This is a genomic window from Belnapia sp. (genome assembly GCF_059504005.1).
In genome coordinates this window covers 162,032-174,536 of sequence record NZ_JCACHU010000044.1, presented here as the reverse complement: position 1 = coordinate 174,536, position 12,505 = coordinate 162,032, and the positions used below count along the sequence as shown (strand labels likewise).

Below are 12,505 nucleotides of genomic sequence, written 5' to 3'. Positions count from 1 at the left end.
GACCCTCTCGCCACCCAACAAACCACCGGCAGGCCCAAATCCGACAGGCTGCTAGGAGCCGTGGCTTCCACTGGGCCACGGACAACCCGCAGCCGGCCGGCCGCATCTCTTCCATTTGCTTAGGACCGTCCTTTTTGGGAGGCGACCCTCGTGAGACGACGACGCCCTCGTCGCGCCGGCGATCGGAAGCGGACGTCAGGCCGATCCGACCGGCTTACCCCTCTAAGCACAAAGGAACGCCACCCGAGCAGGATGCCCGGGTGGCGCCAAAAGGACCAAGCTGGAACAGCCCGTCCGGTTTAGCCGCCGCCGCTGCCGCCGGCGCCGCCGCCCGAACCACCGCTGCCGCTGCCGCCGCCGGAGTCGTTGCTGCCGCCGGTGCCGCCGCCAAGGCTGGGGCTGCCGGGCCGGATGGCGCCGCCGGGTGTCAGCTCGCTGCCGCCGGTGCCGGAGCCGAGGCCCATCGGGGCGCTGCGGCCCGGAGGCGGAGCGCCTCGACCACTCGGCATGACGCCGTCAGTGGCGCTGGTCGGCGCACCGGCACCGCTGGTGACGCCGCCGCTCGGCTGCGGAAGCGTCCCCCGCGCATTCGGCACGGAATTCGGGTTGGTGGTGACGGTGGGGTTGGTCGCGGTCTGAGCCTGGGCGTCGACGAAGCCGACGGTGGCGAGGCCGGCCAAAGCCGCCGTAAAGATGGCGATGCGTCGCATACGGTCTCTCCTCATGATCGTGTTGTCATGGAGACAGCGCAACGGGGCCCTTCCGGTTCATTTCACAGAGACGGTATATCGCATGCGATGTGGCATCAGCGCCCCGTCCAGTTCGCGGGACGGCGCGCGAGGAAGCTCTCGACGCCCTCGTGGAAGTCGCGGCTGGTGAAGCACATAGTCACCAAGTCGTCGCCATCGACCTGCCTTGCGGCGAGGCGGAGACGGCGCATCGCCTCCTTGGTCGCGCGGAGCGTCAGCGGGGCATGGCCGGCGATGGTGCGGGCCAGCGCCTCGGCGCGCGCCTGCAGCGCCCCGTGGTCGGGGAGAACCTCGGAGACGAGGCCGATCGCGCGAGCCTCCTCCGCCTCGATGAGCCGCGCGGTGTAGACGAGGTCGAGCACGCGCGCCGGGCCGATCAGCGCGGCGAGGCGGCCGTAATTCGCCATCGACAGGCAGTTGCCGAGCGTCTTTGCAATGGGAAAGCCGATACGGGCATTGGCGGCAGCAAGGCGCAGGTCGCAGACCGCGGCGATGGCGGCGCCGCCCCCGGTCGCCGCGCCGGCGATGGCGGCGATGGTGGGCTTCGGGCACTCTTCGAGCGCGACGAGGACGCGGTCGATGCGTTCCTCATAGGCGAGCGCGTCCTCGGGCGTACGGAACTCCCGGAACTGGGAGATGTCGGTGCCGGCAGCAAAGGCCTTCTCGCCCGCGCCGGTGATGACGATGGCGCGCAGCTCGGCATCGTCGGCCGCGCCGAGGGCGATCTCGCGCAGGGCTTCGTACATCGGGAAGGTGAGGGCGTTGCGGGCCTGCGGCCGGTTCAGCGTGACGAAGCCGACGCCGTCGCGGCGCTCGTAGAGCAGTTCATCCATGGACTTGCCTCCCCCGGGGTTCGGGGCAAGGCTACCGGCATCAGGAGGAGCCTCCAACCATGCTGCCGCTTGCGCGCTTCACCGTGCTCGACCTCACCCGCGTCCGTTCCGGCCCGACCTGCGTGCGGCAGCTCGCCGACTGGGGGGCCAATGTCATCAAGATCGAGGCGCCGGACGAGATCGATACGGGCAAGGGCATGGGCGGGGAGCGGCACGGGCCGGACTTCCAGCATGTCCACCGCAACAAGCGCGGCGTGACGATCAACCTGAAGCACCCGGACGGGCTGGCGCTGTTCCGGCGAATGGTCGAGCAGGCGGATGTGGTCGTCGAGAACTACCGGCCCGACGTGAAGGACCGCCTCGGCATCGGCTACGAGGCGCTGGCGGCGATCAATCCGCGCATCGTGCTCGGCTCCATCAGCGGCTTCGGCCAGACCGGGCCTTACGCGAAGCGGCCGGGCTTCGACCAGATCGCGCAGGGCATGGGCGGGCTGATGAGCGTCACCGGCCTGCCAGGGCAGGGGCCGGTGCGCGTCGGCATCCCCGTCGCCGACCTGACGGCGGGCCTCTACACGGCGATCGGCATCCTCGTGGCGTTGCTGGAGCGCGAGCAGACCGGCCGCGGCCGCTGGGTCCATACCAGCCTGCTGGAAGCGATGGTCGCCATGATGGACTTCCAGGCAACGCGCTGGACGATGAAGGGGGAGGTGCCGCAGCAGGCAGGCAACGACCACCCGACGACGGTGCCGACCGGCCTGTTCCACACCAAGGACGGCATGATGAACCTCGCCGGCGGCGGGCAGGAGATGTGGCGGCGGATCGTCGAGACGCTCGGCATCGAGGAAGAGGCCAGGGACCCGGACTTCGCCACCGACAAGTCCCGCGCCGCCAACCGCGCCAGGACCAATGCGCTGCTGCAGAAGGCCCTGCTGGAAGACACCAGCGCCAACTGGATCGAGCGGCTGAACAAGGCGGGCGTGCCGAGCGGGCCGGTCTATGCCATGGACCAGGTCTTCGCCGACCCGCAGGTGCGGCATCTCGGCATCGAATGGGCGGTGCAGCATCCGCAGCTTGGCAAGCTCAAACTTGTCAGGTCGCCTATGAACCTCGACGGCGTGGAGCCACCACGCCGCCCGACGCCGGAGCGAGGCGAGCACACGGCCGAGGTGCTGGCCGAGTTCGGCATCGGCGAGGCGGAGCTGGCGGCGCTGCGCGAGAGGCGTGCGGTCTGATGCGCATCGCCTCCGTCCGCGATGCCGGCGCGCCGATCAGCAGCGCCATCGCCAATGCCTATATCGACTTCTCGAAGATGACGGCCTCGATCGTTGCCGTCACCGTCGAGGACGGCGCGGGGCGCAGCGCCACGGGCTACGGCTTCAACAGCAATGGCCGCTACGCCCAGCCCGGCCTGCTGCGCGAGCGCTTCATCCCCCGCCTGCTGGAGGCGCCGGAGGCGGCGCTGATCCATGCTGATGGCGGGCTAGAGCCGGCCGGCGCCTGGGCCGCGATGATGCGGAACGAGAAGCCGGGCGGGCATGGCGACCGCAGCGTCGCCGTCGGTACGCTCGACATGGCGCTCTGGGATGCCGCGGCGAAGCTGCGCGGCGTGCCGCTCTGGCGCCTGCTCGCCGATCGCTACCGCGGCGGCGAGGCGGATGACAGCGCCTGGATCTACGCCGCCGGCGGCTACTACTACCCCGGCAAGGGCGAGGCGGCGCTGGTCGAGGAGATGCGACGCTACCTCGACCTCGGCTACAGCGTCGTCAAGATGAAGATCGGCGGTGCGCCGGGCACGCCGCTGCGCGACGCGCTGAAGGAGGATGTCGGCCGCATCGAGGCCGTGCTGAAGCTGCTTGGCGGCGACGGCTCGCGGCTCTGCGTCGACGTCAACGGGCGCTTCGGCCTGCATGCGGCGCTGGCCTATGGCGCGGCGCTCGAGCCCTACCGCCTGCGCTGGTACGAGGAGCCGCTGGATCCACTCGACTACGCCACGCATGCGACGCTCGCCGAGCATTACCGCGGGCCGATCGCCACCGGCGAGAACCTCTTCTCCATGCAGGACGCGCGGAACCTCATCCGCCATGGCGGGCTCAGGCCGGACCGCGACGTGCTGCAATTCGACCCGGTGCTGTCCTATGGCCTCGTCGAGTACCTGCGCACGCTGGCGATGCTGCAGGAGCATGGCTGGTCGCCACGCCGCTGCGTGCCGCATGGCGGGCACCAGTTCGCGCTGAACATCGCCATCGGCCTCGGCCTCGGCGGCAATGAGAGCTATCCGGAGGTCTTCGCGCCCTTCGGCGGCTTCGCTGATCAAACGCCGGTCGAGGACAGCCGCATCCGCATGCCGGAGGTGCCGGGCATCGGCTTCGAGGCGAAGGCCAATCTCTGGGCGGTGATGCGGGAGCTCTGAGCCCCCGCTACCGCCGGTTGAGGTCGACCAGGCCGGCGAAACCCTCCTCCGTGCCGAAGGCGAGCATGGAGCCGGCGGCATTCCAGCCGAGGGCGGAGACGCCGCCCCGGCCCGGGGGCGCCACCGGCACGACCTTGCCAGAGGCGATCTCGGCGATGAGCACCAGCCCATCGGCGAAGCCGGCTGCCACGACCTCATGCTGCGGATGGCAGGCGACGGCGCTGCACAGCACGCCATCGCCGCCCGCCAGCTCGGTCGGCGCCTTGCCCATCGGGCCGCCGCCGAAGAAGGGCCAGATGACGACGCTGTCGGCGCCGCTCGTCGCCAGCCAGCGGCCGCGCGCGGTGAAGCTCAGCGAGCGGGTCTTCGACGGATAGCCGGACATGCGCATGTGCTGGCCATCGGCCAGGCGCCAGCCATGCAGCGCATTCTCCTGCATCGCCGTCACCACATGCGTGCCGTCCGGGCTGATGGCGATGGCGGCGTGGCTGCCCTTCCATTCCAGCACGCGCGGCTTGTCCTCCTTCGCCGCGACGAACCAGAGGCTCGCCCCGTTGTAGTGGCTGGCCGCGACGCGCTTGCCCTTCGCATCGAAGGCGATGCCGCCGACCGAGCTCGGATGCGCGAGCGTCTTGAGCTTGTCGCCCTTGGCCCCGAAGAGATGCAGCTGCTTGCCGACCGAGGCGGCGCGCAGCCCGCTCTCATGCGCGGCGACCTGCTCCACCCACTTCATCGCGCCGAGCGCGGCGATCTCCTGCACCGCGCCATCGGCACCGGTATGGACGAGGCGGCCGTCATCGCCCCCGGTGAGGAAGCCGTCCCCGGCATCCGCCGCGAGCGAGAGCACGGCGCCGTCATGCGCCTCCGCCGTTAGCCAGTCGCCGCCCGGCGAAGCGATGCGGACCGTGCCGTCGCCAAGGCCGAAGCCGCAGCGCCCGTCCTTGGTGAAGGCGAGACCGACGACCCAGGCGCCGAGCTCCTGCGACCGGCCGCGGGCCGAGAGCAGGAATTCGGCATCGCTCACCTCCGCCCCTTGGTCGCTCATACCGGGCTCCAGCGGGCGACCTCGGCATCCACCTTCGCGCCATCCTCGACTTGGCAGGCCTCGAAACCGCGGCGCAGCATCGGCCGGTTCAGGTCGCGGCCGATGAAGACGATCTTGGAGCGACGCGGATCGCCCCCCTTCACCGCGCCGATGAAGTCGCCATCGGCGATCATGTGCACGGCCTGGAAGGCGAAGCGCCGGTCCTCGCCGGCATAGTAGAGGATGCCCTTGGTGCGCAGCAGATCCTGGCCCTTCTGGGCGAGAAGCTGCGTGATCCAGGCGTTGAAGCGCTCCGGGTCGATCGGGCGCAAGACCTCGAAGGAGACCGAGTTCACCGCCGAGTCATGCTCGTGCTCGTCCTCGCCCGAGAGGAAGTCGGGCTCGCGCTCCAGGATGCGGGCGAGGTTGAAAGCGTCGCGCCCGATCACGCTGTCGATCGGCACGTCCGACTTGGTGCTGCGGCGGATCTCGGCATAGGGGTTGATGGCGCGGATGCGGCGCTCGACCTCGGCCGCCTCCGCCTCGCTCACCAGGTCCATCTTGTTGAGGACGACGATGTCGGCGAAGGCGATCTGCTCCGCCGCCTCATGGCTGTCCTCGAGCCGGGCCGGCAGGTGCTTGGCATCGACCACGGTGACGATGGCGTCGAGCCTGGTCGTGCGCTTGACGTCCTCATCGGCGAAGAAGGTCTGGGCAACGGGGGCCGGGTTGGCGAGGCCGGTGGTCTCGACAATGATGCCGTCGAACTTGCCGCGGCGCTTCATCAGCCCGTTGATGATGCGGATCAGGTCGCCGCGCACGGTGCAGCAGATGCAGCCGTTGTTCATCTCGAACACCTCCTCGTCGGTGTCGACGACGAGGTCGTTGTCCACGCCGAGCTCGCCGAACTCGTTGATCACCACGGCGAATTTCCGGCCGTGGTTCTCGCTGAGGATGCGGTTCAGCAGGGTGGTCTTGCCGGCGCCGAGATAGCCGGTCAGTACGGTGACGGGGACGGGCCCGGGGGAAGGATTGACGTCGCTCATCGGGGGCTCCGCAGGAAGGAGGGGGTCTTGGCCGGGGAATATGGGGCGGCCGGGGGCGGAGGGCAAAGGGTGGCGGCGCCTGGCCTTTCGCCCGCGCTCCCCCGTTGCCCGATGCGGCCGGCCCCGGCGGGCGGATCCGGGCTCAGCCCCGGCGCAGGGCCATCTTGGCCATGACGGCGGCGGACACCAGGGGTTGCAGCAGCACCGGCCGGCGGTCGGGCTCGGCCTCAATGGCGCGGGCGGCGGCGGCGGCAATCACGGCGCCCACCGAGGCGAAGACCTCCGCCGCCCGGGCGGCCGCGGCCTGGACATCGGGCAGGGCCGGCAGGCTGCGGATATCGGCGATGCAGGCGGCCGCCTCGTCCAGCGCCGTCTCGTCGCGGGCACGGCGGGCCTCGGGGCCGAGCTCCTCCAGCAGGGCGGCGCGGCGGGCCTGGTCCAGCGGCTCGGCCGGGCTATGGGCGACGACCAGGCGGCGGAGCGCGGCCTCCAGCACCTCGGCGGGGACGGGGCGGGAGACCATGGCGTCGAAGCCGGCATCCAGGCAGGCCGCCTCCAGCTGCGGCTCGCGCTCGCCGGCCAGGGCGACGAGCAGCAGGCGGGAGATGGGCGGGGGCCAGCCGCGCAGGCGCTTCACCCCCTCGAAGCGGCGGGCGCCGGGGCAGGCCAGGTCCTGCACCATGGCATCGATCGGGGTGCGGCTGACGATGCCCATCGCCTCGGTCCAGTCGGCTGCCAGGAGGCAGCGATGTCCGGCCCCCTCCAGCCCCTCGCGGAGCTGGGCGGCATCGGCCGCGGCCGTGCCGGCGAGCAGGAGGGTGAGCGGCCGGACCCGCGGGTCGCCCGCACGGGCGCGGCCGAAATCGACCAGGACCGCGGCCGAGAGGGTGGGGAAGCCCGGACCGGCGGCCATGGCGCTAGGCCGCCTCCGCCCGGATGGCATCCGACAGCGTGCCGTAGAGCCGCTCGACATGCGGCGGCTCGATGATGAGGGGCGGCGATAGGGCGATGATGTCGCCGGTGACGCGCACCAGCACGCCCGCATCGAAGCAGCGGCGGAAGACGGCGGTGCCGCGCTGCCCCGGCTTGCCCGGGCGCGGCGCCAGCTCGATGCCGGCGATCAGGCCGAAATCGCGGATGTCGGTCACGTTCGGCAGGCCCTTGAGGCTGTGCGTCGCCTCCTGCCAGAGCGGCTCGATGGCCCGCGCCCGGCCGGGCAGGTCCTCGGCGCGGTGCAGCTCCATGGTAGCGATGGCGGCCGCGGCGGCGAGCGGGTGGCCGGAATAGGTATAGCCGTGGAAGAGCTCGATGCCCGCGGCCGCATTGTCGACCACCGCATCGTAGATGCCGTTCCGCACGGCGACCGCGCCCATCGGCACCGCGGCATTGGTGAGGCCCTTCGCCATGGTCATGATGTCGGGCGTGACGCCGAGCCGCTCGGCGCCGAAATTGGTGCCGATGCGGCCGAAGCCGGTGATGACCTCGTCGAAGATCAGCAGGATGCCGTGCTTGTCGCAGATGGCCCGCAGCCGCTCGAGGTAGCCGCGCGGCGGGATCAGCACGCCGGTCGAGCCGGCGATCGGCTCGACCATCACGGCGGCGATGGTCTCGGCGCCGTGCAGGGCGACCAGGACCTCCAGCGCGTCCGCCCGCTCCATACCATGCTCGGGCAGGCCGCGGGCGAAGAGGTTGGCCTCGATCCCGTGGGTGTGGGGCAGGTGGTCGACATAGGGCAGCAGGGCGCCGAACTGCTTGCGGTTGCCGCCGATGCCACCCACCGACATGCCGCCGAAGCCGACGCCATGATAGGCGCGCTCCCGCCCAATCAGCCGCACGCGTCCGCTCTCGCCGCGGGCCTTGTGGTAGGCGAGGGCGATCTTGAGCGCGGTGTCGGCGCTTTCCGAGCCGCTATTGGTGAAGAAGACGCGGTCCATGCCGTCCGGCGTCAGCTCCGCGATCCGGGCGGCGGCCTCGAAGGCGATCGGGTGGCCGAGCTGGAAGGTCGGCGCGTAGTCGAGGACGGCGGCCTGCTGCTGGATCGCCTCCTTGATCTCGTGCCGGCCATGCCCCGCATTGCAGCACCAGAGCCCGGCGGTGCCGTCGAGGATTTCCTGCCCGTCGGCCGTCGTGTAGAACATGCCCTCGGCCCGGGCGAGGAGGCGCGGGTTGGACTTGAAGTAGCGGTTGTCCGAGAAGGGCATCCAGTAGGCGTCCAGATTGTTGGGACGCGGCACGTTCATCTCGTTCATCGGGCGGGCTCCGGGCGCGGCGTCTCTATGCTAGGCTCGGCGCCGAAGGAGCGGAAGGCCATGGATGGCAGCCTGCACGGCCGGGATTTCTTCACCTGGACCCAGGAACAGGCGGCGGCGCGGCCGAACCCCGTGGAGGAGCTCGACCTGCCGAACCTGATCGAGGAGGTGGAGGATCTGAGGACCGAGCAGGTCGACAAGGTGCGGAGCCACCTCCTGCTGCTGCTGGCCCATGCGCCGCAGTCGACGGCAGTGCATCACCAGCGCGGCGAGGTGCAGGTCTTCCGCCGGAATGCCGTAAGGCCCTTTCGGCCCTCCATGCGCCGCCTCGTGGAGCCCGAGCTCGCCCGCGAATGGCGGCTGGCCTGCGACGTCGCGGCCGACAGGCTCGGCCAACCGCTGCCCGCCCCGCCGGGCGCCTGCCCCCTCACCCTCGACGAACTCCTGGACGAGGCGATGCCGCTCGACGCGCTCCTCGCCGGCCTGACACCGAAGGACTGACCCATGCCCGAAGGCCGCCTCGTCATCGGCAGCAAGCGCTATTCCTCCTGGAGCATGCGCGGCTGGCTTGCCCTCCAGCTCGCCGAACTCGATGTGGAGGAGGTGCTGGTCGCCCTCGAGGCGACGCCTTCGGCCACCCTTCAGGCGACGACGCCGGCCGGCCTCGTGCCCTATCTGGAGCACCGCGGGGCCAAGGTCTGGGAGAGCATCGCCATCGCCGAATACTGCGCCGAGCAGGCGCCGGGGCTCTGGCCGGAGGACCGGCTGCTGCGGGCGCATCTGCGCGCCATCGCGGCCGAGATGCATGCCGGCTTCCGCGGGCTGCGGCAGGCGATGCCGATGAATCTCGGACGGGATTTCGCCGGCGGCGGGCGGACGCCGGAGGCGCTGGCGGATATCGCGCGTGTCCAGGCGATCTGGCGGGAGGCGCGGGCGCTCTCCGGCGGGCCCTTCCTGGGCGGCGCGGCCTTCGGCCTGGCCGATGCGATGTATGCGCCGGTGGTGGCGCGGTTCATCACCTGGCGGCCGGACATCCGGGCGGAGGCCTGGGACTATGTCGAGGCCGCCCGGGCGCATCCGCTGGTGGAGCGCTGGTATGCCGATGCCGCCGCCGAGCCGGAGGCCTGGCGGCTCGACAAGTACGAGAACCCGCCGCACGCCCCGCGCGCATGACCTCGCCCATCGGGCGGAGCCTCCGCACCTACTACGCGCCGGGGCGGGCGGCGGCGCTCGACGCCTTCCACCGGCGCTTCCTCGCCGAAGGGGAGCTTGGCTTCGATGTCGGCGCCCATGTCGGCGACCGGGTGGCAAGCTTCCGCCGGCTCGGCGCGCGGGCGGTGGCGGTCGAGCCGCAGCCGCGCCTTGCCCGGCTGCTGCGGCTGCTCTTCGGGCGGGACAGGGGCGTGGTGCGCGTCGCGGCGCTGGTGGGCGCGCAGGCGGGGGAGGCGGTGCTGCGGCTCAACCGCGCGAACCCGACCGTTGCCACGGCGAGCGAGGACTTCATCGCCGCGGCCGATGGCGCACCGGGCTGGGAGGGCCAGCGCTGGGACGCGGCGCTCACCCTACCGGTGACGACGCTCGATGCGCTGATCGCCGCGCAGGGCCAACCGGATTTCGTCAAGATCGACGTCGAGGGGTACGAGGCGGCGGCGCTGGCCGGGCTGTCCTCGGCGCCGCGCAGCCTCTCCTTCGAATTCACCACCATCCAGCGCGGCGTGGCGCTCGCCTGCCTCGACCGGCTTGCGGCGCTGGGCTACCGGCATTTCAGTGCCTGCCTCGGCGAGAGCATGGAACTCGCCCATGCGGCGCCCATCGGCGCCGGGGCGATGGCCGGCTGGGTCGCCGCCCTGCCGGCCGAGGCCAATAGCGGCGACGTCTATGCCAGCCTGGAGCCCGCTCGCCTCATGGGTTGAAGATAAGGACGAGGAAGACGGCGAAGAGCGTCAGGTGCACCGCGCCCTCGAGCGTCGTCGTCCGCGGCCGGGAGAAGGTGAGGGCCGAGAGGATCAGCGTCGTCACCAGCAGCACCATCCCCGCGGGCGCGAGGCCGAGCTCCACCCGCTGCCCGGTGGCGAGGCCGATCACCAGCACCGCGGGCACCGTCAGCCCAAGGGTCGAGGTCGCCGCGCCGAGGCAGAGATTGACCGCGCGCGTCAGTTGGTTGGCGGCGATGGCGCGCAGCGCGGAGATGCCCTCCGGCGTGAAGACGACCATGGCGATCAGCACGCCGCCCAGCGCCGGCGGGGCGCCGAGCACGGCGATGCCGTAGTCGAGCACCTTGGCGAGGCTCTTCGCCAGGATGACGATGGGCAGCATATCTGCCAGCAGCAGCGCGACATGCCGCCAGGGCTTGCCCTGCGGCGGCGGCGGCGGCGCCTCCTCGGCCGGCTCCTCCGGGTCCATGAAATGGCCGCGGTGCCGCCCGGTCTGCAGCCAGATGAAGATGCCGTAAAGCGCCAGGGTGAAGAAGGAGAAGAAGCCGGCCTGCAGCGGGCTCAGCGTGCCGTCGCTGGTCGAGGTGGTGAAGTTGGGCAGCACCAGCGCGATGATCGTCAGCGGGATGATGACCGAGAGATAGGCCGCCGCGCCGCGCAGGTTGTGGCTCTGCTCCAGGTGCCGCTGGCCGCCGAGCAGCAGGCCGAGCCCGACCACGCCGTTCAGCACGATCATCAGCACGGCGAACATGGTGTCGCGGCCGAGCGTCGGCGCCTCCTGCGCGCCGAGCATCACGGCCGCGATCAGCGCCACCTCGATGACGACGATGGAGAGCGTCAGGATCAGCGTCCCGTAGGGCTCGCCGAGGCGGTGCGCCAGCTCCTCCGCCTCATGCACCACGCCGAAGGCAAGCCAGACGATGACGCCGAGCAGCCAGGCGAAGAGCAGCGCGGCGGGCAGCGGGTCGGCGAGGCCGCCGAGCCAGGCGCCGCCGAAGAGCTGGAAGGCAGCGACGCTGCCCCAGCCGGCCAGGAGGCGAAGCAGCGTCACGCTTCACCTGCGTAAAGCCGGGCGAGGTCCGCATCGTAGCCGGCGAGCGGGCGGGCGCGGCGCTTCCCGCCGGGCGGCGCCAGCCCGGCCAGCGCCACGGCGAGGCGCACCGGCGCCTCGGTGCCGTCGACCAGCGGCACCGGCACCTGCGGCTGCAGCACCGGGGCGAGGCCGGCCAGCGGCCCGTCGGCGAGAATCACCACCTCGGCGCCATCCTCCGCCGCCGCCTGGCGGCAGAGTTCGACCAGCAGCTCGCGCCGCTCCTCCGCCACCAGGCCCGGGTCGCCGCCGATGGGCGGGCCCATGCGGAAACCGCAGCAGCGGGCGCGAAGGCCGTGATGGTCGAGGCAATCCTCGAACACCGGGCGCAGGGCGGCGGTGAAGCTCACCACGGCGAAGCGCCGGCCGAGCATGGCGGCGGCATGGAAGGCGGCCTCGGAGATGCCGAGGACCGGCACGTCGAGCAGCTCCTTCGCCGCATCGAGGCCGGGATCGCCGAAGCAGGCGATGATCGCCGCATCATAGCTGCCGCGCCGGGCGGCGAGGGCCGCCAGCGTCGCGGGCCCCGCAAGGAGCCAGTCCGCCCGCGTCACGATGAGCGGGAGGCAGAAGGGGGCCGAGACCGCCTCGATGGCGGTGCCGGGCGGCGCCACCGCCCGGGCTGCCGCGGCGATGCGGGCCGTGACGCTCTCGGTGGTGTTGCTGTTGACGATCAGGAGCCGGGTCATGCGGGGGAGCATAACCCGGATTCGCCTCAGCTCCGACGGATCGGCCCCACCGCGAGCCAGCCGGTGCCGACCGGCATGGCGGTCAACGGCATCGCGGCGCAGGTGTAGAAGGCATGCGCGAGGCTCGGCACGGGCTCCGCCGCCGGGGCCGCTTCGGCCTGACGGCGCTGCCCGCGCTGGGCCTGCTGCCGGTGCCGCTGCGCCGCCACGCGGCCGAGCAGGGCCGTCGAGCTCGGCGCGGCGCCGCAGCCGAGGCCCGGCGAGACCAGGGAAGGCGCTTCGATCTCCGGCGGCGCCGCCCCGCCGGGGGTGGGGAGGGCGAGGCCGGCGGCAAAAAGACCGAGGGGGAGGGCCTTCCGCAGCGTAGCAAGGCGTTTAAGATCCATGGGTTGGGGGCTCCCATTGCAGGCCTGTCTCAACGACAGCAGCCATATCCCCGAAACGTCGATATCGACCCCCTGTTCCATCTCTTATTGGTGTG

General features: G+C 71.6%; 14 protein-coding genes. 5 read left to right on the top strand and 9 right to left on the bottom strand.

Going from position 1 to position 12,505, the window contains the following annotated elements; all coding sequences use genetic code 11:
* Positions 1-299 precede the first annotated feature (299 nt).
* On the bottom strand, positions 300-710 hold the full coding sequence (locus tag AC5JJ1_RS07070; RefSeq protein ID WP_495784405.1) for a hypothetical protein: 411 nt from the start codon (positions 708-710) through the stop codon (positions 300-302).
* A 95-nt stretch (positions 711-805) separates the two neighbouring features.
* Entirely contained in the window at positions 806-1,582 is a 777-nt protein-coding gene (locus tag AC5JJ1_RS07065) for an enoyl-CoA hydratase (protein WP_495784404.1), read from the bottom strand.
* A 59-nt stretch (positions 1,583-1,641) separates the two neighbouring features.
* On the opposite strand from AC5JJ1_RS07065, the gene AC5JJ1_RS07060 reads away from it, so the two are divergent.
* Together AC5JJ1_RS07060 and AC5JJ1_RS07055 are read left to right on the top strand one after the other, a co-directional pair.
* Positions 1,642-2,814 (top strand): CaiB/BaiF CoA transferase family protein, encoded by a 1,173-nt coding sequence (locus AC5JJ1_RS07060; RefSeq protein WP_495784403.1) that lies wholly within the window; start codon positions 1,642-1,644, stop codon positions 2,812-2,814.
* The gene (locus AC5JJ1_RS07055; RefSeq protein WP_495784402.1) at positions 2,814-3,992 is read left to right on the top strand and encodes a mandelate racemase/muconate lactonizing enzyme family protein; all 1,179 of its coding nucleotides are present in this window, start codon (positions 2,814-2,816) and stop codon (positions 3,990-3,992) included. Before AC5JJ1_RS07060 ends, AC5JJ1_RS07055 begins: the two co-directional genes overlap by 1 nt.
* Positions 3,993-3,999: 7 nt before the next feature.
* Here AC5JJ1_RS07055 and AC5JJ1_RS07050 read toward each other — a convergent pair whose 3' ends face one another.
* From AC5JJ1_RS07050 to aptA, 4 genes are all read right to left on the bottom strand, one after another.
* Positions 4,000-5,037, bottom strand: a complete 1,038-nt coding sequence (locus AC5JJ1_RS07050) for a WD40 repeat domain-containing protein (RefSeq protein ID WP_495784401.1) — start codon at positions 5,035-5,037, stop codon at positions 4,000-4,002.
* Positions 5,034-6,062, bottom strand: coding sequence for a CobW family GTP-binding protein (locus tag AC5JJ1_RS07045; protein ID WP_495784400.1), 1,029 nt, complete (start codon positions 6,060-6,062; stop codon positions 5,034-5,036). Before AC5JJ1_RS07045 ends, AC5JJ1_RS07050 begins: the two co-directional genes overlap by 4 nt.
* A gap of 142 nt (positions 6,063-6,204) precedes the next feature.
* Positions 6,205-6,975 carry a hypothetical protein gene (locus AC5JJ1_RS07040; RefSeq protein ID WP_495784399.1) on the bottom strand — a complete coding sequence of 257 codons (771 nt, stop codon included), beginning with the start codon at positions 6,973-6,975 and terminating at the stop codon, positions 6,205-6,207.
* A 4-nt stretch (positions 6,976-6,979) separates the two neighbouring features.
* Positions 6,980-8,311, bottom strand: coding sequence for an omega-aminotransferase AptA (gene aptA, locus AC5JJ1_RS07035; protein ID WP_495784398.1), 1,332 nt, complete (start codon positions 8,309-8,311; stop codon positions 6,980-6,982).
* 60 nt (positions 8,312-8,371) lie between these two features.
* On the opposite strand from aptA, the gene AC5JJ1_RS07030 reads away from it, so the two are divergent.
* The 3 genes from AC5JJ1_RS07030 to AC5JJ1_RS07020 are packed head-to-tail and all read left to right on the top strand — an operon-like array spanning position 8,372 to position 10,224.
* Entirely contained in the window at positions 8,372-8,812 is a 441-nt protein-coding gene (locus tag AC5JJ1_RS07030; protein WP_495784397.1) for a DUF29 family protein, read from the top strand.
* 3 nt (positions 8,813-8,815) lie between these two features.
* The gene (locus tag AC5JJ1_RS07025; protein WP_495784396.1) at positions 8,816-9,484 is read left to right on the top strand and encodes a glutathione S-transferase; all 669 of its coding nucleotides are present in this window, start codon (positions 8,816-8,818) and stop codon (positions 9,482-9,484) included.
* Positions 9,481-10,224, top strand: a complete 744-nt coding sequence (locus AC5JJ1_RS07020) for an FkbM family methyltransferase (protein ID WP_495784395.1) — start codon at positions 9,481-9,483, stop codon at positions 10,222-10,224. Before AC5JJ1_RS07025 ends, AC5JJ1_RS07020 begins: the two co-directional genes overlap by 4 nt.
* On the opposite strand, the gene AC5JJ1_RS07015 is transcribed toward AC5JJ1_RS07020, so the two are convergent.
* Genes AC5JJ1_RS07015 through AC5JJ1_RS07005 form a run of 3 tightly spaced genes read right to left on the bottom strand, consistent with a single transcriptional unit; the run spans position 10,214 to position 12,410 of the window.
* Positions 10,214-11,296 carry a calcium:cation antiporter gene (locus AC5JJ1_RS07015; RefSeq protein WP_495784394.1) on the bottom strand — a complete coding sequence of 361 codons (1,083 nt, stop codon included), beginning with the start codon at positions 11,294-11,296 and terminating at the stop codon, positions 10,214-10,216. The two genes, AC5JJ1_RS07020 and AC5JJ1_RS07015, sit on opposite strands and share 11 nt — an antisense overlap.
* Positions 11,293-12,024: an aspartate/glutamate racemase family protein gene (locus AC5JJ1_RS07010; RefSeq protein WP_495784393.1), complete on the bottom strand. Its 732-nt coding sequence runs from the start codon at positions 12,022-12,024 to the stop codon at positions 11,293-11,295. Before AC5JJ1_RS07010 ends, AC5JJ1_RS07015 begins: the two co-directional genes overlap by 4 nt.
* Before the next feature lie 26 nt (positions 12,025-12,050).
* A complete protein-coding gene (locus tag AC5JJ1_RS07005; RefSeq protein WP_495784392.1) occupies positions 12,051-12,410 on the bottom strand; it encodes a hypothetical protein in 360 nt (119 codons plus the stop codon).
* Positions 12,411-12,505 lie beyond the last annotated feature (95 nt).

What these genes read in the sequence shown, in the direction of transcription:
- AC5JJ1_RS07055 (WP_495784402.1), top strand. Translation starts at nt 2,814, where the DNA reads ATGCGCATCGCCTCCGTCCGCGATGCCGGCGCGCCGATCAGCAGCGCC.
- AC5JJ1_RS07025 (WP_495784396.1), top strand. Translation starts at nt 8,816, where the DNA reads ATGCCCGAAGGCCGCCTCGTCATCGGCAGCAAGCGCTATTCCTCCTGG.
- AC5JJ1_RS07010 (WP_495784393.1), bottom strand. Translation starts at nt 12,024, where the DNA reads ATGACCCGGCTCCTGATCGTCAACAGCAACACCACCGAGAGCGTCACG.
- AC5JJ1_RS07005 (WP_495784392.1), bottom strand. Translation starts at nt 12,410, where the DNA reads ATGGATCTTAAACGCCTTGCTACGCTGCGGAAGGCCCTCCCCCTCGGT.
- AC5JJ1_RS07045 (WP_495784400.1), bottom strand. Translation starts at nt 6,062, where the DNA reads ATGAGCGACGTCAATCCTTCCCCCGGGCCCGTCCCCGTCACCGTACTG.
- aptA (WP_495784398.1), bottom strand. Translation starts at nt 8,311, where the DNA reads ATGAACGAGATGAACGTGCCGCGTCCCAACAATCTGGACGCCTACTGG.
- AC5JJ1_RS07065 (WP_495784404.1), bottom strand. Translation starts at nt 1,582, where the DNA reads ATGGATGAACTGCTCTACGAGCGCCGCGACGGCGTCGGCTTCGTCACG.
- AC5JJ1_RS07030 (WP_495784397.1), top strand. Translation starts at nt 8,372, where the DNA reads ATGGATGGCAGCCTGCACGGCCGGGATTTCTTCACCTGGACCCAGGAA.
- AC5JJ1_RS07060 (WP_495784403.1), top strand. Translation starts at nt 1,642, where the DNA reads ATGCTGCCGCTTGCGCGCTTCACCGTGCTCGACCTCACCCGCGTCCGT.
- AC5JJ1_RS07020 (WP_495784395.1), top strand. Translation starts at nt 9,481, where the DNA reads ATGACCTCGCCCATCGGGCGGAGCCTCCGCACCTACTACGCGCCGGGG.
- AC5JJ1_RS07050 (WP_495784401.1), bottom strand. Translation starts at nt 5,037, where the DNA reads ATGAGCGACCAAGGGGCGGAGGTGAGCGATGCCGAATTCCTGCTCTCG.
- AC5JJ1_RS07040 (WP_495784399.1), bottom strand. Translation starts at nt 6,975, where the DNA reads ATGGCCGCCGGTCCGGGCTTCCCCACCCTCTCGGCCGCGGTCCTGGTC.
- AC5JJ1_RS07070 (WP_495784405.1), bottom strand. Translation starts at nt 710, where the DNA reads ATGCGACGCATCGCCATCTTTACGGCGGCTTTGGCCGGCCTCGCCACC.